This is a genomic window from Limnoraphis robusta BA-68 BA1, from assembly GCF_034932365.1.
Taxonomy (GTDB): Bacteria; Cyanobacteriota; Cyanobacteriia; order Cyanobacteriales; family Microcoleaceae; genus Capilliphycus; species Capilliphycus robustus.
Genome location: NZ_JAYGHR010000003.1, coordinates 125,675 through 144,933, shown reverse-complemented (window position 1 = coordinate 144,933; position 19,259 = coordinate 125,675). Strand labels below are relative to the sequence as shown.

At 40.0% G+C, this 19,259-nt stretch carries 14 protein-coding genes; 10 read left to right on the top strand and 4 right to left on the bottom strand.

Features of this window, described 5'->3' with window-relative positions; all coding sequences use genetic code 11:
• Window positions 1–144 precede the first annotated feature (144 nt).
• On the bottom strand, window positions 145–3,147 hold the full coding sequence (locus tag VB836_RS02840; protein ID WP_323217900.1) for an NACHT domain-containing protein: 3,003 nt from the start codon (window positions 3,145–3,147) through the stop codon (window positions 145–147).
• Window positions 3,148–3,265: 118 nt separating this feature from the next.
• On the opposite strand from VB836_RS02840, the gene VB836_RS02835 reads away from it, so the two are divergent.
• The 5 genes from VB836_RS02835 (at window position 3,266) to VB836_RS02815 (ending at window position 9,075) form a co-directional block, all read left to right on the top strand.
• On the top strand, window positions 3,266–3,682 hold the full coding sequence (locus VB836_RS02835) for a XisH family protein (RefSeq protein WP_323217899.1): 417 nt from the start codon (window positions 3,266–3,268) through the stop codon (window positions 3,680–3,682).
• Complete coding sequence (locus VB836_RS02830) at window positions 3,670–4,008, top strand: XisI protein (RefSeq protein ID WP_323217898.1); 339 nt, start codon at window positions 3,670–3,672, stop codon at window positions 4,006–4,008. Before VB836_RS02835 ends, VB836_RS02830 begins: the two co-directional genes overlap by 13 nt.
• A gap of 124 nt (window positions 4,009–4,132) precedes the next feature.
• The gene (locus tag VB836_RS02825; RefSeq protein WP_323217897.1) at window positions 4,133–4,870 is read left to right on the top strand and encodes a M50 family metallopeptidase; all 738 of its coding nucleotides are present in this window, start codon (window positions 4,133–4,135) and stop codon (window positions 4,868–4,870) included.
• Between the two features lie 112 nt (window positions 4,871–4,982).
• On the top strand, window positions 4,983–7,076 hold the full coding sequence (gene pta, locus VB836_RS02820) for a phosphate acetyltransferase (protein ID WP_323217896.1): 2,094 nt from the start codon (window positions 4,983–4,985) through the stop codon (window positions 7,074–7,076).
• Between the two features lie 271 nt (window positions 7,077–7,347).
• Complete coding sequence (locus VB836_RS02815) at window positions 7,348–9,075, top strand: hypothetical protein (RefSeq protein ID WP_323217895.1); 1,728 nt, start codon at window positions 7,348–7,350, stop codon at window positions 9,073–9,075.
• A 279-nt stretch (window positions 9,076–9,354) separates the two neighbouring features.
• On the opposite strand, the gene VB836_RS02810 is transcribed toward VB836_RS02815, so the two are convergent.
• The gene (locus VB836_RS02810; RefSeq protein ID WP_323217894.1) at window positions 9,355–10,302 is read right to left on the bottom strand and encodes an SPFH domain-containing protein; all 948 of its coding nucleotides are present in this window, start codon (window positions 10,300–10,302) and stop codon (window positions 9,355–9,357) included.
• A 166-nt stretch (window positions 10,303–10,468) separates the two neighbouring features.
• Window positions 10,469–10,900 carry an NfeD family protein gene (locus VB836_RS02805; protein ID WP_323217893.1) on the bottom strand — a complete coding sequence of 144 codons (432 nt, stop codon included), beginning with the start codon at window positions 10,898–10,900 and terminating at the stop codon, window positions 10,469–10,471.
• 211 nt (window positions 10,901–11,111) lie between these two features.
• Between VB836_RS02805 and VB836_RS02800 the strand changes: the two genes are divergently transcribed.
• The 5 genes from VB836_RS02800 (at window position 11,112) to VB836_RS02780 (ending at window position 17,921) form a co-directional block, all read left to right on the top strand.
• A complete protein-coding gene (locus VB836_RS02800; RefSeq protein ID WP_323217892.1) occupies window positions 11,112–12,998 on the top strand; it encodes a protein phosphatase 2C domain-containing protein in 1,887 nt (628 codons plus the stop codon).
• Window positions 12,999–13,417: 419 nt separating this feature from the next.
• Window positions 13,418–13,834, top strand: a complete 417-nt coding sequence (locus VB836_RS02795) for a XisH family protein (RefSeq protein ID WP_323217891.1) — start codon at window positions 13,418–13,420, stop codon at window positions 13,832–13,834.
• Complete coding sequence (locus tag VB836_RS02790) at window positions 13,822–14,157, top strand: XisI protein (RefSeq protein ID WP_046280532.1); 336 nt, start codon at window positions 13,822–13,824, stop codon at window positions 14,155–14,157. Before VB836_RS02795 ends, VB836_RS02790 begins: the two co-directional genes overlap by 13 nt.
• Window positions 14,158–14,748: 591 nt before the next feature.
• The gene (locus tag VB836_RS02785) at window positions 14,749–15,066 is read left to right on the top strand and encodes a hypothetical protein (protein WP_323217890.1); all 318 of its coding nucleotides are present in this window, start codon (window positions 14,749–14,751) and stop codon (window positions 15,064–15,066) included.
• Between the two features lie 647 nt (window positions 15,067–15,713).
• Entirely contained in the window at window positions 15,714–17,921 is a 2,208-nt protein-coding gene (locus VB836_RS02780; RefSeq protein WP_323217889.1) for a pentapeptide repeat-containing protein, read from the top strand.
• On the opposite strand, the gene VB836_RS02775 is transcribed toward VB836_RS02780, so the two are convergent.
• Entirely contained in the window at window positions 17,899–19,227 is a 1,329-nt protein-coding gene (locus tag VB836_RS02775) for a tetratricopeptide repeat protein (RefSeq protein WP_323217888.1), read from the bottom strand. The two genes, VB836_RS02780 and VB836_RS02775, sit on opposite strands and share 23 nt — an antisense overlap.
• Between the last annotated feature and the right edge of the window lie 32 nt (window positions 19,228–19,259).

Genomic DNA, 19,259 nt, shown 5'->3' with positions numbered 1-19,259 from the left:
TAACCTGCTCATTCCGGAAATTGATTTCCGGGTGAGAGGACTAGGGGTTAATCTTATCAATTTTTTGGCAAGTCAGGGATTAAAATCCCCGCCTCAAAACTAATGTCCTCTTAAGAGGACTAAAAGAACCCTCCCAACCTAAAATTATTCCTCCTCCTCACTCAACCCCTCTAACTCCTCTGACGAAAATGGATTTTCCGACCCTTCAAATTCAGATTGTTGTTTCAACTCTTCTGGTACGTTTTTAGCTTCTTCTAACCCAACAACGTTAGACCATTTTGTATCACTATCCCATCGAATATCACTGAGGTTGGCACTTCTGAGGTTGGCACTACTGAGGTCGGCACTACTGAGGTCGGCAGCAATGAGGTTGGCACTTCTGAGGTCGGCATCACTGAGGATGGCACCACTGAGGTTGGCATCACTGAGGTTGACACCACTGAGGTCGGCACTAATGAGGTCGGCACTAATGAGCTCGGCAGCACTGAGGTAGGCACCACTGAGGTCGGCACTAATGAGGTCGGCATCACTGAGGATGGCACGACTGAGGTCGGCATCACTGAGGATGGCATCACTGAGGTTGGCACCACAGAGGTTGGCAGCACTGAGGTAGGCACCACTGAGGTCGGCACCACTGAGAAACTGACCGACAATGCTAGAAAAAGCATATAAATTCAGACTATCAGCATATCCAATAATCTTTAGTAATCTTTCTTCGTCAAATTCCTCACTTCCCCGTTGACCGCAGGGATAAAAATGTAATTTCTCTTTTAATTCCTCTTTTGATTGTCCATAACGATGCAACTCAAACAGCAAAATCATCACGTTTAAGCCCGTATAAATATCAACCTGTCGCTGTCCGCGTTTGATGTCTTGTTGCTGGAGTTGTCGGGCTTTTTTCAAGGGCAACATTTCCTCAGAAGCATCCCAGAGTTCGATAAAATCTCCATTGCACCACCGCAGATAAAATTCATGCAGTCGTTCAAATAGCACTGCAAAGTCAATCTCATTTTTAATGGATTTTTTCATTAATAATGCCATCAAATATTCCACAATCTCAGCAGTCAGATTTCCATAACCAAATAAATCATAAATTTCCCACTCTAACTCTTTTTTTGGCATTTCATAAGTCTTTCCCCGTTTCTTACTTTTAAAGGTAAATTCCTCTAACGTTTCTGCCATGCGTTCGGCGCAGAGAAATTCTCCAAAACTCTTGTGAAAAAACTCAACAGAATTATCAGCTTTTCCCGACTTGAGATAAAAAGCAGCCAGGGCATTTTTCAAAGCTTCATCTGAACCCGTTTGACGTGCCTTTTCTATCAGGGCTTTTGCAGCCTCATTTTCTTCTTCGAGGCGATTTTCAATCATTTTAATCGAGGCATATTCCCGTCCAGACTGCACCACACAGAGTCCTGCCTCTGCTAATAGACTGCGTAAATCTTCCGGTTCTAAGTCTGTAAGTTCAGGGTTAAGGTTGCGTCCGTCTTCCGTTCGTTGTTTGTTCAATACCCACTCTAACGCCTGTTCATAAATCAGAATTTTAGCTTGACCTACATTAGCCTTTTTAAACATATCGATGTGGAGTTGATCGTCACGATGCAAGACGGCTAACAAGTAAAGTAACAGGGGTTCTTTCGCCAAATCTTTAGCTTGCTGCGGACAACGGTTGTCGTGCAAAAATTGTCGAAATTTATCTGTTTTTTTTACTGCAATTGTTGGGTCAGAATTAACTACGGTTTTCCATTTTTCCAACCACTGCTGCTGAATGGTGTCATCCATCGGGATAATTTCAACCCGTTCTAAATTGGTTGGCATTAACCGTTCAATGCCGTACAATGCTAGAGGTCTACCTGTAATTAAAACTCGATGACCTTGTTCGTTATTTTTTGAACAACGTTTTTGAAAATCTGCAACTTGATCCAAAAAGAATTTTAAATCATTCCCTTTTCCTCGTTCTAAAAGTAACTCATCAAACCCATCGAGTAAAAATAGAAAGCGAGTATTAGAGTCGGTTAACCAACCCCTATCAATTCGGGTAAAATCTCGATCAATCACAGTGGCGAGTGTTTCATTAATATCATTGGAAAAACTTTTAATATCCCGCAATCGAATTAAAATCGGGGTATAAATCGGATGAAGTTCTCGTCTTACCCAGTCGGAAAACATTCGACAAAATACACTTTTTCCCCGTCCGGGGCCACCCTGAATAAACAGAACTTGACCTTTTTTGCTATCATCGAGTAATGTTGTTTTTGCCCAGTATTCGATATTTTCAGGTTTAGAATCTTCTTCTATAACTTCTCCATCTGATTTAACAGGTTTCACATTCATCGGAACGTAAATTTGCCGAAAATTGAAGTTCTCATCAAAAACTTTTTCTTCCGGTTTGGTAGCAATAACTTCTTTTAAATATTGGTCGATGCTGTGGTAAGTTTCGATATCTTTTAGCCAACCGTCTCCGTAAATTCCCGCCAATTTCTTCGCCGAGTCTCGGACTTCTGCAACGGCTTCTTTCATGTAGCGGTGAGTGTTGCGAGAAATTCGTTCTGTGGTTATTTTGGCGGTGTTTTCATCCAGTCCCGACTCTTGGAAACGTTCAACGAGAATAGCGTTAAAGACTTTTGCTAATGGAGAATCATGGAAACAAATCAATGTTTTTCTGGCTTCTTGGTCATCAAAATTAATTTCTTTTCCATCGACTTCTAGAGTTTCACCTAGTTTTTTAATCTTTTTAGCAAGCTGTGATGATGCGGTATTTTCAGCTAACTTAAGTTTAGGATGTTCTTTTAAAAAAACACGCAAACTTTCTAAATAGGCGACTTGAGAAACCAACTGAACCGAATCTGCTAAACTGGGTTCGCTGCGAGTTTGTTCGGCAATATATGTTAAAATACCCGTAGCAATCGGAAGAAAAGGTAACGCCGTCCCCGCAACCTTTCCCAAAGGGGAATTGAGAACATCCAATAACGAATCAAAATTTTCAATGATGGGGGCGAGTTCTTTCGCGTTTTTATTCTCCTGTAACGCTTTGGCGAGTTCAAAAACAGCTTTTCCCCCTTCCACACCTGCGGAAACAGTCCCCGTTAAAGAGAGTTCAATGTCAGTGTTGAGAACTGTCCAAATTTTACGCCAGAGTTTTCCCGCCATTGTTAAATTTTCCTAAAATTAACCGTCTGGGTTGAGATGAGTCTTTTAAATTTTAACACCGTTTTAAAATATGATATTATAAAGTATAAAGATTTCATCCTCTAGCTATCTGGGGAAAATGGCTGCTAAAGATGTTTTTCATAATGCGGTTAAGGTGGGTTTAGAAAAAGAGAATTGGATGATTACAGATGATCCTTATAAAGTTCAAGTCGGTGGAGTTGAGATGTATGTTGACTTAGCCGCAGAACGAATTTTAGCCGCCGAGAAACAGGGTCAAAAAATAGCTGTTGAAATTAAAAGTTTTATTAATCCGTCAGCGATTTCTGAGTTTCATACCGCCATTGGGCAGTTTCTCAATTATCAGGTTGCCCTAGAAGAACAAGAACCTGATAGAATTTTGTATTTAGCGGTTCCTCAAGGAAGTTACAAAACCTTCTTTTCCCTAAAATTTGTACAAACCGTGATTCAACGATTTAAAATTAAAATCATTGTTTATGATCCGGTAGACGAGGTGATTGTACAATGGATAAACTAGAACAATATAGAACGTATATTAAACAGCTAATTAGCGATTATGCGAATTTAGCTTCACCCGATCCAGATGTAGAAACTCAGCTAATTTTCGATACCGAACACGACCATTATCAATTGGTGTATGCGGGTTGGAAAAATCGAAACCGACGATATGGTTGTGTGTTGCATTTTGACCTCAAAAAAGACGGTAAAATCTGGATACAACATGATGGGACAGAAATTGGTTTTGCTAATGAATTTGTGAAATTAGGAGTTCCCAAAGAAGATATTGTTTTGGCGTTCACCGAACCTTTGGTTAGACCCTACACGGGATTTGCAGTTAGTTAAAATTAGAAGCTAAAATAAAAAAAGCATCAATAGCCATCAGAAACGGCAAAGTTCTATGATGTAGATAGACGATAGAACTTGAGTGAGTTTTCAATCTAAGCTACATTTTACCAACGCTTAACCAATGAAAAATCTGAATCTGCAACCGTTTGAGGGAACAACCGGAAATCGCAACCAAATGGGGATAAGCTGGCTGATTGGCGCTGCTGCTGTTACCCTAGTTTTGTGGCAATTTTCCTGGGGAAATTATATCCTTTATCCCTTTTCCATTCTCGCGACTTGGTTCCATGAAATGGGTCACGGACTGACGGCGTTACTCCTGGGGGGTGACTTCCAAAAATTAGTCATGCTTCCCAATGGTTCCGGTTTTGCTGTCCATTCAGGTTCGTTATTTTTAGGTCCCATTGGACGGGCGTTAGTCGCGGCGGGTGGGCCGTTGGGGCCAGCCTTGGCGGGGGGGTTATTTATTATTTCTAGTCGTCGCTACAAAAATGCTCATATTTGTTTAATGATTTTGAGCGGTTTGTTACTACTTTCTGTGGTAATCTGGGTGCGATCGCTCTTTGGTATTGTGGCGGTTTCTCTGTGGGGGGCTGGCTTGTTATTTACCGCCCTGAAAACACCCCATTGGTTACAAGGATGGGCGATTCAGTTTTTAGGGGTACAAGCGATTATCAGCACCTACCATCAACGGGGTTATCTGTTTATGAATAAAGCCGTTATCGGAGGTCAACTGATTGTTTCTGACACCGGACAAATTGCCCAACAACTCTTTCTACCCCATTGGTTTTGGGCTTGTTTAATTATTCTGATTTCTGTGGCGATTTTCGTTCAGAGTCTCAGAATTGCTTACCGCGACTAACCCAGAAAACTCGATAAAATAACCTAGAAAATTGCATGAAAAATTAACCCATATTTAACAGCAAAACCCATTAAAATTGCTATTTTCTAGTTTCTATACCAGGGGGAATTCTATGGTTTCAAACTTGTATATTGCAGCCGTTGACTCCGACAGTGGCAAATCTCTTGTGCTACTCGGCATCATGGAATTGTTGTCTAAACGCATTCGTCGGCTGGGTATTTTTCGTCCGATCATTCATCGCCGAAATAGACCTGATCCGGATATTGAATTAATTCAAACTCGTTATCAACTTGATTTTCCTTATGAATCTCTCTACGCATTAAATCACGAACAAGCCCAACATTTAGTTGCAGACGGACATTATGATGAACTCCTAAAAGTTATTCTGGAAAAATATAAAGCTTTAGAACAACAGTGTGATTTTATTGTCTGTGAAGGTGCGGATACAATTGATGTGACGTCTGCTTTTGATTTTGACTTGAATGTTCAGGTGGCGAATGATTTAGGTTCAGCCCTTGTTATTGTTGCGAATGGACAGGGAAAAACACCCGAGGAAGTGGTTGACGGGGTTCGCGCTGAACGAGAAGCTTTTCTCGAAGAGGGATGTACAATTGTAGCAACAATTGTTAACCGAGTTCCACCTGAATATTTCAGCACAGTTACTCAACAATTAAATCAACATTGGCTTTACGAAGATCCGGTTTTTGTGTTACCCGAAGAAGAAATTCTTTGGAAGCCAACCATTGGAGAAATTGCTGAAAAAATTCAGGCAAAATTCATTCACGGTGATGGAGATCAACTTAATCGAGAAGTTCATGATTTCAAAGTCGCAGCGATGCAAGTTCCTCACTTTCTTGAACACATCGACGAAGGCAGTTTAATTGTTACTCCCGGTGATCGATCCGATATTTTGTTAAGCTGTTTAGTGGCGACGTTATCAGAAAATTATCCCAATATAGCGGGAATTATCTTAACGGGAGATATCCAAATTCCTCTCTCGATTTATAAATTAATTGATGGGTTCTCTCAGTGGAGTGTACCCATTATGATGGTCAAAGAAGATACTTTTGAAACGGCAACAAAAATCAGTCAAGTTCGAGCGAGAATTACCGCAGATCAACCCCGAAAAATTGCCACGGCTTTAGGAATATTTGAGTCCTATGTAGACGGTTCAAAAATTGAAGAACGCATCTCCGTTTCTCGTTCTTATCGCCGAACTCCGTTGATGTTTGAATATGAGTTAATTGAACGAGCGAGAAACAATAAAAAACATATTGTTTTACCGGAAGGAAACGAAGAACGGATTTTACAGGCGACTGAGATCTTATTACGACGGGGTGTAGTCGATATTACGCTGTTAGGTCAAGAGTCAGAAATTCGCAAACAAATTGCAGCTTTAGGATTAAATTTAGACGGCGTTAAGATTGTTGATCCGAACAATTCTGACTGGTATGAAGATTATACCCAAACCTATTTTGAACTGCGAAAACATAAAGGAATTAGTCGAGATTGTGCAGCCGATATGATGCACGATAACAGTTATTTTGCCACCATGATGGTGTACAAAGGCGTTGCTGATGGGATGGTTTCGGGAGCGGTTCATACAACGGCTCACACGATTCGTCCGGCGTTAGAATTTATTAAAACTCAGCCTGGGTGTTCGATTGTTTCCAGTGTGTTTTTAATGAGTTTAGAAGATCGAGTTTTGGTGTATGGAGATTGTGCGGTTAATCCCAATCCTAACCCTCAACAATTAGCCGATATTGCTATTACTTCGGCGCTCACAGCGAAGACATTTGGGATTGAACCTTTGGTGGCGATGTTGTCTTATTCGACAGGAGAATCTGGAAAAGGAGAAGATGTCGATAAAGTCCGGGAAGCGACTAAAATTGCTCAACAATTACGCCCCGATTTAAAAATAGAAGGGCCGATACAATATGACGCCGCAGTTGATGAAAGTGTGGCGAAAACCAAGCTACCCGGAAGTGAAGTTGCCGGACACGCAACGGTGTTTATTTTCCCCGATTTGAATACCGGAAATAACACCTATAAAGCCGTTCAACGTTCCGCAAATGCTGTAGCAATTGGCCCCGTTTTACAAGGGTTGAAAAAACCTGTCAATGATCTCAGTCGCGGTTGTACAATTACCGATATTGTGAATACCGTTGCGATTACTGCAATTCAAGCCCAATCTCAGGGTATTTGAGGGAAGTCCAAATGTAGATTTGTAATATTTGTTTGTAAAGCTAGACGGAACTGCCATTCAAGCCAAATTTCAAGGGGTTTGAGGGCAGTTCTGATGTAGATTTGCGATTTTTCTCTACTTATGTAAAGTCAAGCGCAGTAATCTTTACATAAACCCCTTGAATTCTATACAGTCATCTTTCATAATCACACCAAAAACAACAATCAACAGGTAAGCCATTAAGGCGCATCATTCTGGTTTTTACTTGCACTAAAATCAAGGAATACTCCGCATGAAATTGAAAAACCTGATCAACCTGGCGGCAACTACCATTACTCTAAGTTTAGGGGTCGTTACTTATCCGGCTGTTTCTCGGGCAGTAACGATGTTCTCTCCGGTAAAATTAGAAGAGGGATGGTCTTTTGGCTTTGAGGGATATGAAATCGAACATCAAGGTCAAAGCGTTATTGATTTACGGGTTAGCTACGATTATCTAGAAGGAATAGGTGTAGATGATCCCTTTGAATATCCAGATTTTACTCAGATTTACAATTTCATTGATAATTTTCTCACGACTTATCCCAATGAAACAGACTTCTGGGAAATCCTCAATAAAAGTCTGGTGACTGAATTATTGACTGAACCCATTCCAACTGCATTTGGATTTGATTATCAGTTAGCCAATGTCCTAGATTCCCTCACCGTTGAAATTGGGATAAAACCGGGTTCTAGTGAGGTTTTTGTTCCTCGTTCTAGTATCGTCACAGGAACACCAGGAACAGAAGTCACGTTAGATGAATCTTGGTCATTTGCATTTAAAGATTACGCGGTTGAACATCAAGGTCAAAGCGTTATTGACTTATTGGTTAGCTACGATTATGTAGAAGGAATTGGGGAAAATGATCCCTTTGAATATCCAGACTTTACTCAAATTTCCAATTATGTTGAAGGGTTCTTAGCTAATTATCCCAATGAAACTGATTTCTGGGAAATCCTCAATAAAAATCTGGTGACTGACTTACTAACTCAACCCATTCCGACTTCATTTGGATTTGATTATCAGTTAGCCAATGTCCTAGATTCTCTCACCGTTGAAATTGGGATAAAACCGGGTTCTAGTGACGTTTTTGTTCCACGTTCTAGTATCGTCACAGGAACACCAGGAACAGAAGTTGCTTTAGATGAATCTTGGTCATTTGCGTTGAAAGATTACGCGATAGAACATCAAGGTCAAAGCGTTATTGATCTCGTTGCCAGCTACGATTATGTAGAAGGAATTGGAAAAGATAATCCGTTTGAGTATCCAGATTTTACTCAAATTTTAAATTATGTTGAAGGGTTCTTAGCCAATTATCCCAATGAAACTGATTTCTGGGAAATCCTCAATAAAAATCTGGTGACTGACTTACTGACTCAACCGATTCCCACTGAATTTGGATTTGATTATCAGTTAGCAGAGGTGTTAGAATCCTTCACCGTTGCAATTGGGATACAACCCGGTTCTTCTAATATATTTATTCCTCGTTCTAGTACAGTCACAGGAACACCAGGAACAGAAGTTGCTTTAGATGAATCTTGGTCATTTGCATTAGAAAATTACGCGGTTGAACATCAAGGTCAAAGCGTTATTGATCTCGTTGCCAGCTACGATTATGTAGAAGGAATTGGAAAAGATAATCCGTTTGAGTATCCAGATTTTACTCAAATTTCCAATTACATTCAAGCGTTATTAGTCAATTATCCCAATGAAACAGACTTCTGGGAAATCCTCAATAAAAATCTGGTGGCAGAGTTACTGACTCAACCGATTCCGACTGAATTTGGATTTGATTATCAGTTAGCAGAGGTGTTAGATTCCCTAAGCCTTGCAATTGGAATTCAACCCGGTTCTTCTAATATCTTTATTCCTCGATCTAGTAATGTTACAGGAACGTTGGTTGCCACAGCCGTACCTGAACCTGGAATGCTTCTCGGACTGGGTTGTATTACAATCGTGGGAATGCTGAGAAGAAAAGCTTAGACTCAGCATAAATTGAGCAAATTATCAGATTTAAGTGTTACAATTATTGATGGTAAAAGAGGGTAAAACTGCCTTCTTTTACTGTTTTCCAAGGCGTAGATTTGTCTTGCATGAGATTTCAAAAAAATAGGATAGGCTCAACCCACCCTAGTCTTTTATTTGAGGTATAGCAGTCAGTGCTGGTATCTTTACAAGCAGCAAGTTTCATTTGAACACAAAGACACAAAGAACACAAAGAAGTTGTAAACACCCTTGCTTACTGCTATAATAATCTTACGGTTAAAAGGGCTTTTTCAAGTCAGAATTCTGTAGATTATTATCCCCAACAATTGCCTTCATTCCCTCAATTGTTGCGGGAATACTACGCGGATCAATAAACATCACTTTGCTACTTTCGCTATTGCCAATTGCGGTTCCCATATCCATATAACCTTGAGCCAGTAAAAATTGCAAGGCTTCATAAGCTTTGGGATCATTGCTGAGAACTTTTGTAATAATTTGCAGGGCTTCGGCGGTTGCATGGGCTTTCAAGACTTGGGTTTGACGTAGGGCTTGGGCTTCTAAAATCATCGCCTTTTGATGGGCTTCTGCATCCAAAACTTGGGCTTCTGCATGACCTCGCGCACTATTAATCGCAGAATCTCGTTCACCTTCAGACTTTAAAATCGCCGCCCGTTTTTGTCGTTCCGCCGACATTTGTAACTCCATTGCATCCATTACCGCTTTCGCCGGACAAATATCACGTAACTCTACCCGAGTCACTTTCACCCCCCAAGGATCAGTGGCAATATCAAGATCTCGCAACAATATTTCATTGACTTCTGTACGGGCGGTAAAGGTTTGATCGAGTTCAAGTTGACCCATTTCTGAACGAATTTGAGTGCGGACTAAATTCTCCATCGCCGCTTGCAAATTATTGACTTTGTAGCAGGCTTTTTCTAAGTCCATAATTCGCCAATAAACAACCGCATCCACACTAATCGAAACATTATCGCGAGTAATACATTGTTGGGGGGGAATGTCTAAAACCTGTTCTCGAATCGTTTCTTTATAGGCGACTCGATCCACAAAAGGCACGACAAAACTCAGACCGGGTTTCAGCTTTCGACCGTTATATCTTCCCAGGGTTTCAACTAACGCTTCATCACCTTGGTTGACAATTTTGACCGCTCCAGCCAGACCAGAGCCTCCTAAAGCCAGCATGATCAGTAACAAAAAATTTTCCATTTGAAGTTTCCTCAAGATTTAATAATGTTCAGTTCAACAAAAATAAGTTGAATTACTGATGACACAAATACCAAACTTAAACAAATTCTCCTCTGTTTATTGATCTACAGTTTAGAAAGCTTGCATCTCGGAAATCTCCAGCCGATACAAAATTGCATGAATTTTCTCAAGAATTGAGTAACTTTTCCGGTATGACAATCAACGTGTTACCTTCTCGTCCAATAACAATCACCCTTTGATGGGGATCAATCGCGATTTCACTACCATCAGAACGCGCCCGCCAAGAAATTCCCTCATACAACACTCGGCCCGCTTGACCGGGTAAAATTTCTGTTAAGGTTTCTGCTTCCCGAGCGTCTTCTATTGTCGCAACTCGGCGATTTGGCAGCAATCGTCGTAGCCCAACAATTGAGCCAACCGATAGGATCATCCACAGTAGCACTTGTAAGTTGGTATAGGGAACAATTAACGACACTCCAGCCACGATCAGCGCACTGAATCCCATCATTAATTCAACAAATGCCGTCGGAACAAACAATTCCATCAAGCAGAGTAATACTCCAGCCACTAACCAAAAGATTGTCGGATTGACTAACATAGGCGATTCTTGGGAGAGAACGCAGGCATCAGCACCGCAGGGGTGACACATGAGCGATTGTTCTGCAATGGAGAGTAAAACTCAGAACAATCCAGCCTTGGGCTACAATCATTTTATATTTGAATTTTTCTAAGTTGAGTCCTTAAGCAATATATCTTGACGAGTGTCTTTACAAAAACTATTCCAAATTAGCAGTGCATCACAGCCACCAATGTACTGCCCAAACCCGACCTGTCCTCAGCCTCGCAACGCCATCGGTTCTCAAGTTTGCGAGACTTGTCAAACTCAACTGAATTATCGCTATCTGTGGGCGATGGGTTCAGCCGCTAGTCAAATTCAACCGGGACAGACTGTCGGAAATCGCTATTATGTGGGTGCGCCTCAGATTTGGCTGGATACCAAACCTGCCGTACCTCCGACTATTCCTAACTCGGTGACAGACGCGATTTTGCCTTATTTGTACCTGCATCCCTATCGCCTGCATCTTCCGGGAGTTCACGGGATTTATCATTTGGGTGCAGCCCATGAAGGGGAAGAGATTTTATTATTGGATAATATTCCGGTTGATGCTAGAGGTAGCCTTTTGCCTTCGATGGTGGAAGTTTGGCCGAAAACGAAAACTGTTCGTCAGGTGTATTGGTTGTGGCAAATGTTGCAACTTTGGACTCCGTTATCTCAACAAGGTACGGCTTACAGTCTCTTGGTTAAGGATAATATTCGCACCAATGGTTGGCGGATTAGATTAATGCAATTGCATCAGGGAAAAGTGCAGCCGACTTTGAAAGATTTGGCTGAATTTTGGTCGGCTTTTATTGAAACGGCTCACGATGAAGTGCAGAAACCTTTGCAAGAGATTTATAAACTAATGCAAGTTTCTCACCCCTCTTTAGAAACGATTACTGATAAACTGAATCACATTTTGTTACAACAGGCGGCTCAATTGCCTTTACATTTAGCCGTTGCAGGTCACAGTGATACGGGGCCTGTGCGATCGCATAATGAAGATAGTTGTTATCCGACCAAGGCCGATTTAGAACAGGTTGATAGTTATCCCAATTATCAGTTAATTCCTCATTTAAGTCTGGTTTGTGATGGAGTTGGGGGTCACGATGGCGGAGAAGTTGCTAGTCAATTAGCGGTGAAATCAATTAAACCCTTGATGGCGACTTTTTTAGCAGAAATTACCTCACAAGATGGCTTAACACCCCCGGAGTTAATTATCGATCAACTGCAAGAAATTACCCGTGTTGTTAATAATGTGATTTCCGCTCAAAATAACGAACAAAAACGGGAGTTACGCCAACGCATGGGAACAACGTTAGTCCTGGCGTTACAACTGCCTCAAAAGTTGAAAACGGCTCAAGGTTCTGAGTTGAAAAATGCTCACGAATTGTATATTGTTAATGTTGGTGATAGTCGGGCTTATTGGATGACTCGTGATTCTTGTCAAGCCCTAACGGTTGATGATGATGTGGCAACAAGAGAAGTTAAATATGGTCACAGTCTCTATTGGGAAGCCTCTCAACGTCGAGATGCAGGGGCGTTAACTCAAGCGGTTGGAACCCGAGAAGCCGAATTTTTGCGCCCAACGGTACAGCGATTTATTATCGAAGAAGATGGTTTATTATTGTTATGTTCTGATGGCTTAAGTGATAATGATTGGGTCGAAAAATCTTGGGCGGCTTATGCCCCTGCGGTGTTACAAGGTGAAAAGTCTTTAGAGTCTGCCGTTGAAGGCTGGGTTAATTTAGCGAATACTCACAATGGTCACGATAATACTTCGGTTGTCTTAACGTATTGCGGGGTTTCACCTCAAAAATTAATTCTGATTGATACCGCAGCTAAACCCAGTATTCCTGATGAGATTGAGTCGGAACTCACAGAAGCTTCTAAGGCATTAATGTATGATGAGGAAGAATCAGAAAAGCAACCCCAACCTCAAAGTTTGGGTTTGAAGAAATGGCAACAAATTCTACTGATTCTTGGAATTGCAGTCTTAGTGATTGGTGGGGGTTTAGCGATTTGGTTCCAGGTTAATCGTTCAACTGAACCTGAACCTCAAAAGGAAACCGTACAAAGAAACTTGAAAAATAGTTAAACCCTGATATTTTTAGCAAGGCAAGTTCTTGTTCAACTGTTATTATTATAGATTCTTTACAGAGGGACTCAATAGCTATCTTTTAAGATATAATCTAGGTTGATAACTGATCTAATTTGGCTGTTAAATTCTGTATTGAATCGGAAAATTCATCATTTTAGGAGAAATCATCATGGATGAACTGTTTACACCAGGACTCGTTGAACCCCTTCTAGCCATCTTGGGATCAGCAGGATTCTTCTTTCTGGCTTTTCAAGCCTTACAGATGTTAAAAAAATAAAAACTTGAGTCACTAACATCAAGCGATCGCCTCACCGACATTTTACCGATTTAAAAATGAAATGTCACAAGGGCGATCAGATAATTTATGATAACAATAAAAACCTTAAAAGCATTGGGAGTTGTGAAGAATTAACACAATGGCGGGTAAAGATATCTTCCATGATGCGGTCAGGCGTGCCTTAGAGAAAGAGGGTTGGAAAATTACTGATGATCCTCTATTTTTGCGGTTTGGTGGTGTAGATATGTATATTGATTTGGGAGCAGAAAGACTTCTAGCTGCTGAACGAAATGGAGAAAAAATTGCTGTTGAAATCAAAAGTTTTGTTGGCTCTTCTGCTACGACTGAATTTAGCACAGCCTTGGGACAATTTCTCAAATATCAGCTAGCTTTAGAAGAAGAACAACCTGATCGACTTTTATATTTAGCCATTCCTTTAGACGCTGATCGTTCTTTCTTCAGCCTAGAATTACCTCGCTTATTAATTCAACGTTATCACGTTCGATTGATTGTTTATGAACCCGAAAATGAGGTAATTATCCAATGGAAAAAGTAGAACAATACCGTCAACTGGTTCAAGAATTATTACAAGCTTATAGTGAAATTAAAGCGAGTAATGAAGAGGTCGAAGCCGAGATAATTTTCGATACTCTGCGCGATCGCTATCAAGTGGTTCATGTCGGTTGGTCTAATAAACGACGTATTTATGGTTGTGTTTTACATTTAGATATTAAAAATGGTAAAATCTGGATTCAACATGATGGAACTGAAGGGGGAATCGCCAATGAATTAGTCGAGCGGGGTGTAGCGAAACAGGATATTGTCTTAGGGTTTCATTCTCCCTTTAAACGTCAATTTACAGAATTTGCAGTTGAATAATATTGTAATTCATCCTCAGTTTTAACGTAATTTTAACCCCAGAATAACAGAGAACCTGAGAATCCAGAAACTCCTTTTAGGTTTCAGTATAACGGTAGACCATTTATTGACTTAGATTTGAAATTGATAGAATTTCTACCTTGACAAGAGGCTAAAGGTGATATTATTTTTTATTCTCTAGGGAATACTTTATTCTCAAGCTAAAAATTTTGTTAAAATATTGATACAGAAGAAAAAACCTAACCTTTGAAGAATACCTAAATTATGCTATTCTACTTGCGTTAAGTCTTTGGACTCTGGAGAACCTCGATTCAACGATTTATGGGTTAAGTCGTTTTCGATCCAATCATCTTGAGAGTTTGTGAGTTGCCAAAGCTTCAAACGATCAGTTAATCTATATCCATGCCGTCCAACAGCAGACTTGTATTCGTTTCAAGGCTGTTCCGTTGTCTGAAGACTTTTGGCTTCAGCTTATAGAACCAGCACATTGGAATGATAGCAAGCGGAAACTACGGGGTAACTTCCGTAGAATCATGTAGACTTTTAAAAACTAGCTAAGGCTAACTTTATTTGGAGAAGGAGGAGGCTTCTATGAATATTGTTCAAGGACATCATCCGCGTCGTATTCCGCCCCATATTGCCATTCGCAAGGTTAAGGGGGTATTGTTGCTCGAAAAATCAGGTGATGATATTTATTTTTACGCTGATGAAAGCAACTGGGAAGTCAAACGAAATGTTCAGTTTGTGACTCAACATGAGTTTAGTAATGAGTTGAGAATTTTAGCAGATAGCTATTCTGAACTAGACGGTTTCTACTGTATCAATAGCATCACCCACACAATCAGTTATTTGGGGACTGAGTGGAATGATGTGATTTTAGGACTAAAGTTCAGACATTTGTCAGCTTAAGACAGATCAGATGAGTTTCATGTCGCTGTAATTTCCACTGTGAATTTCACAGCAGAACTTAGGGAGATCAACTCCATAAGCTCAACTCCTCAAGAAGTAGATACAAGTAGATGCGAGTCTACATCTAGACTCACAGGATTTGAACAAATGTTCACAATGAGCCTACATGAGCAATTTACTCCCTCTACAATTGCAGACACAACTTGCTCTATTGAATGGTTCTGTTGAGTTACAGAGTTGTTTACCCTTACCCGGTGCCCTTCTGATTGATTGGAGTTGGTGTTTGATTAACCTTGTTGATTGTGAGGGTTTAAGTGTGGGAGGTTGATTGGGGGTTTCTCTTGCTTTATTGTAGCAACTTGAGAAGGATTAAAATAGAAAAAATTTACAACGTTGAGTTATTAATTCAGGTAAATAATCTTAAAGATTTCAAAAGATTTATCAGGGATCAAGCCTCACATAGCTTATACTATGTACAGAATTGATTAGAGTGACTAATAATCCATCAGGATTCAATCTACTAAGGGGCTTCTACTGTGATCAATAAAGCAACTCAAGAAAGTTATCTTTCTTATACAGATTCAACGTTGCATAACTCTGATTTTTATTCTAAAACTGAGCAGTTGCAAGTGTCAATCTGTCAATTTATGATTCAAATTGTTAATCAATGGATTCCCGAGAAAGTCATTGATGAATTTGAACAAATTTTTGTCAATTTAAACTGTACTCAAAATGAGGCAGTCAATCAAGCTTTAAATCGCATCGTTATTGATCAGAGCCAGTCCATCTTTTCAGCCACAATCAAACAATCATTTTACATATTAATTAATAACTGGACAATTAACAAACAACAGGAATTCACAGAAGCTCTATTTGAACGCATCGAATCTGCAAACTATCAAGAAGAACGAATTTCTCCGAGTGTCAACCTTCTGAGAAAATGGACTTATAACTTCTTACAAACTCAAGATTATCAAGAGATTCGGAACTATGCTTTAAACTCAGACACACAATGGGTCAACCGCTATCGTTCTTATTTATTATCAACCCAAATTAATCGCAGTCAATCTCAAGTCCAACACAAAGTTACAGCCAACTTAGCACAACAACTCAAAGATAAATATAAATTTGATCTTGCCATGTATGTGGCGCGTTCTCAATGTCCAGGATCACAAACCCAAAAACCTACTAACCCGACTCAATTAGGGGACGAAGCGATTAATTTAATCAAAAAAACAATCTCGACTGAGCGTGTTTTAAGTTATGCTCATCAAGCAGATATCTTTTTAGAACAGACGCAAAACTTTAACTATGAAGATTTCAAAGAAAGCCTTCTCAACTATTTAATGCTTCATGTTTGTTCTCGATATCCAGCCAATCATATTCGAGAGACTTTGCATTTCAAACTCCATAAATTTGACTCTCAAAATAATTTAAAAACCATCACTAAGACTCAAATCTCCAAAACCTGCAAACAATTAGTTAGACTGCTAACCACCGAAAATAATCAATCTCCTTCCGCCCCGTTTACTTTATTAGTTGAACGGGGAAACTATCTGACTCTGGTCATTCTGTTACTAAAAACCACTTTAGTTTGTAAATCGGCTCAAGGTTATCTAGAATGTTGTATTGCCAATCTGATTGAACACTATCAAAACTATGAAGAACAACAATGTCAGCATTTTATCAAATTTTTGGAAGTTTTCAATCTCGTTTTTACACTATTCACCGCCAACGTTCAATATCATTTAGTCAACCTCAATCAGACTAAAACTTGCGAAGAATCAGCGACAGAACTAGACACCTATCGGTTATTTTGTCAATTTAAAGGCCCTGATTTACGTCAAACAAACCTGAGAATTCTTAACCTCAGTGGTGCTGATCTCAAAGGGGCTAACCTCAGAGAAACTGATTTACGAGGAATGGATCTGATTCAAGCAGATTTGCGGTTAGCCAACCTCACCCTAGCCAACCTGAGCGGTGCTGTTTTAAACGAAACTCAGCTTTTAATTGCAAACTTAAATCATGCAGACTTAAGCGATGCTAGCCTAATAAAAGCCGATTTACGTCGAGCCGATCTCCAAGAAACAAACCTCACCAATGCCAGTTTAACCAGTGCAAAATTAGGTCATGCCAACCTCAAAGGTGCCAATTTACACGCAGCTAATTTAATGGCGGCAAGTTTGAATGCTGCGAATTTAAGTCAAACCAATTTATCTCGGGCTAATTTAGAATGTGCCAACCTTAAAGGTGCTAATTTACAAGGTGCTAATCTCAGTTATGCTAACTTACGAGGTGCTAATTTACGAGGTGCTGACTTACGAGGTGCGAACCTTTCTTATGCCGATCTTAAACAAGTTAACCTCAACCAAGCCAACCTTGAGCACGCTTACCTCAGAGGCGCAAACCTGTATCGTGCAAGTTTAAGCCACGTTAACCTCTCTCAAGCCAATTTAGTGAAAGTTAATTTCAGTGGCGCTAACCTCTACGCCGCCCAATTGCCAGAAACAAACCTGAGTTATAGCTACCTGCGACATACCAACTTTTCTCATGCAAATTTAACTCAGGCTAACCTGTCTCACGCCGATTTAACCCGAGCAAATTTAACACAAACAAACCTCTCTCAAGCCAATCTCAGCTATGCTTCAATTCGCCATGCAGAGTTGACGCAAGCTAATCTTTCTCATGCTAACTTAGTCAATAGCAATTTATTTGGTAGTTTTTTAACCCAAACGGATCTACAAGGAGCAACCTTTGAAAACTGTTCAGGATTGCCCGATTTTCTCAAACATCAATTACACTTAGATCAAGTCGATATCGGTCACGAAACCCTTACGGAGCAATTTGTCGATTAACAACTTCAATCCGTTTAACGAAATGATCTTCTCGATATTTCAACTGTTGAGCAATTTGTAAGCCTTGTTGATAAGCCGCTAAAGCTCGTTGATAGGCTCTTTGATCAAAATAAATCTGACCGATGTTATCATAAGCATCCATCATTCCATAAAAATTGTAGGATTGCTGCTCAATTAACAACTGGGCTTGGTATAATTCAAGAGCAGTTTGAGTTTGGTTTTGAGCGCGATATAATCGAGCTAATCTCCCCAAGGCATCGCTGGCATTGGCGAGTTGCTGAATCGGTGTAGCTATTGTATAAGCCTCTTGATAATTCTGACTGGCTTGCTGAAATTGACCGAGTTTTTCATAGTTTAAACCAATTGCTAATTTTAAATTCGGAATCGGTTGTAAATTTTGCAATTGAGAATAGTAACCCACTAATCGTTCTTTAGCGGCGATGGATTTTAACGGTTGATCTAACTGTTCATAAATAAAGGATAACTCTTGAAGAGAGATGACTTCACTCGGTTGATTAACTGTTTCACCTTCTGCATTCACTTGCGGGGGAGGTGGTGGCGGTAAAATGCCTTCACTTCGCAATAATTTAATCTGTTGTTGCGTTTCTAATAATTGTTCATAGGCTTGCGCTGCTGGCTGATAATCTAACCAACTCAGATAAACTTGACCCATTTCACTTAACGCCTGTTCTTCTTTGAGAAGATCTTGCTGTTGACGCGCATAATCGAGTAAAATTTGATAAGTTTCAATGGCAGAATCTTTTTCCCGAGTTTCTTTGAAAGCTGTACCTAACGCTTCTAATATTTCAAGATTTAACGTTTCTTCAGAGTTAACCTGTTGTAAAATAGCTTCTAACCGTTCTACAAGGAACTTAAGATAGAGACGTTGACTGTTATTCCATGCAATTAAACCGACTCGTTGTAAAGCTGCAATTTCCGGTAATAACCCAAAATAACGCCGTAATCTTAATTCCCGACTCCATAAACTAAACGCACCAAAAGCATCTTGTTGTTCGAGTAAAAGTAACGCTTCTGCATTCAGTTTATCTAATTCAGGTGCCAGTTTTTCCTGTTGTGTTTCACTCAATAGTTCTCCAACAGGTGGAGGATTCGGTAATAACGGATCAGGTTCGGTACTTTCTAAAGGACTGGGTGAAAATTCATCAAGAACTTGAGTATTTTCTTCTGCTTCAGGGTTGTTTTCATCTTGAGCAAAAGCGGTTAAACTGCTACTGTTTATCCCGAGTATTACACTGATTAGCGTCAAAAATACAATGCACCAAATTCGCGTTATGTTACCTGTCATAGAATTCTATCAAGCAATCAATTGATTTCCTA

What these genes read in the sequence shown, in the direction of transcription:
- pta (WP_323217896.1), top strand. Translation starts at nt 4,983, where the DNA reads ATGGTTTCAAACTTGTATATTGCAGCCGTTGACTCCGACAGTGGCAAA.
- VB836_RS02835 (WP_323217899.1), top strand. Translation starts at nt 3,266, where the DNA reads ATGGCTGCTAAAGATGTTTTTCATAATGCGGTTAAGGTGGGTTTAGAA.
- VB836_RS02775 (WP_323217888.1), bottom strand. Translation starts at nt 19,227, where the DNA reads ATGACAGGTAACATAACGCGAATTTGGTGCATTGTATTTTTGACGCTA.
- VB836_RS02795 (WP_323217891.1), top strand. Translation starts at nt 13,418, where the DNA reads ATGGCGGGTAAAGATATCTTCCATGATGCGGTCAGGCGTGCCTTAGAG.
- VB836_RS02810 (WP_323217894.1), bottom strand. Translation starts at nt 10,302, where the DNA reads ATGGAAAATTTTTTGTTACTGATCATGCTGGCTTTAGGAGGCTCTGGT.
- VB836_RS02800 (WP_323217892.1), top strand. Translation starts at nt 11,112, where the DNA reads ATGTACTGCCCAAACCCGACCTGTCCTCAGCCTCGCAACGCCATCGGT.
- VB836_RS02805 (WP_323217893.1), bottom strand. Translation starts at nt 10,900, where the DNA reads ATGTTAGTCAATCCGACAATCTTTTGGTTAGTGGCTGGAGTATTACTC.
- VB836_RS02830 (WP_323217898.1), top strand. Translation starts at nt 3,670, where the DNA reads ATGGATAAACTAGAACAATATAGAACGTATATTAAACAGCTAATTAGC.
- VB836_RS02785 (WP_323217890.1), top strand. Translation starts at nt 14,749, where the DNA reads ATGAATATTGTTCAAGGACATCATCCGCGTCGTATTCCGCCCCATATT.
- VB836_RS02825 (WP_323217897.1), top strand. Translation starts at nt 4,133, where the DNA reads ATGAAAAATCTGAATCTGCAACCGTTTGAGGGAACAACCGGAAATCGC.
- VB836_RS02815 (WP_323217895.1), top strand. Translation starts at nt 7,348, where the DNA reads ATGAAATTGAAAAACCTGATCAACCTGGCGGCAACTACCATTACTCTA.
- VB836_RS02790 (WP_046280532.1), top strand. Translation starts at nt 13,822, where the DNA reads ATGGAAAAAGTAGAACAATACCGTCAACTGGTTCAAGAATTATTACAA.
- VB836_RS02840 (WP_323217900.1), bottom strand. Translation starts at nt 3,147, where the DNA reads ATGGCGGGAAAACTCTGGCGTAAAATTTGGACAGTTCTCAACACTGAC.
- VB836_RS02780 (WP_323217889.1), top strand. Translation starts at nt 15,714, where the DNA reads ATGATTCAAATTGTTAATCAATGGATTCCCGAGAAAGTCATTGATGAA.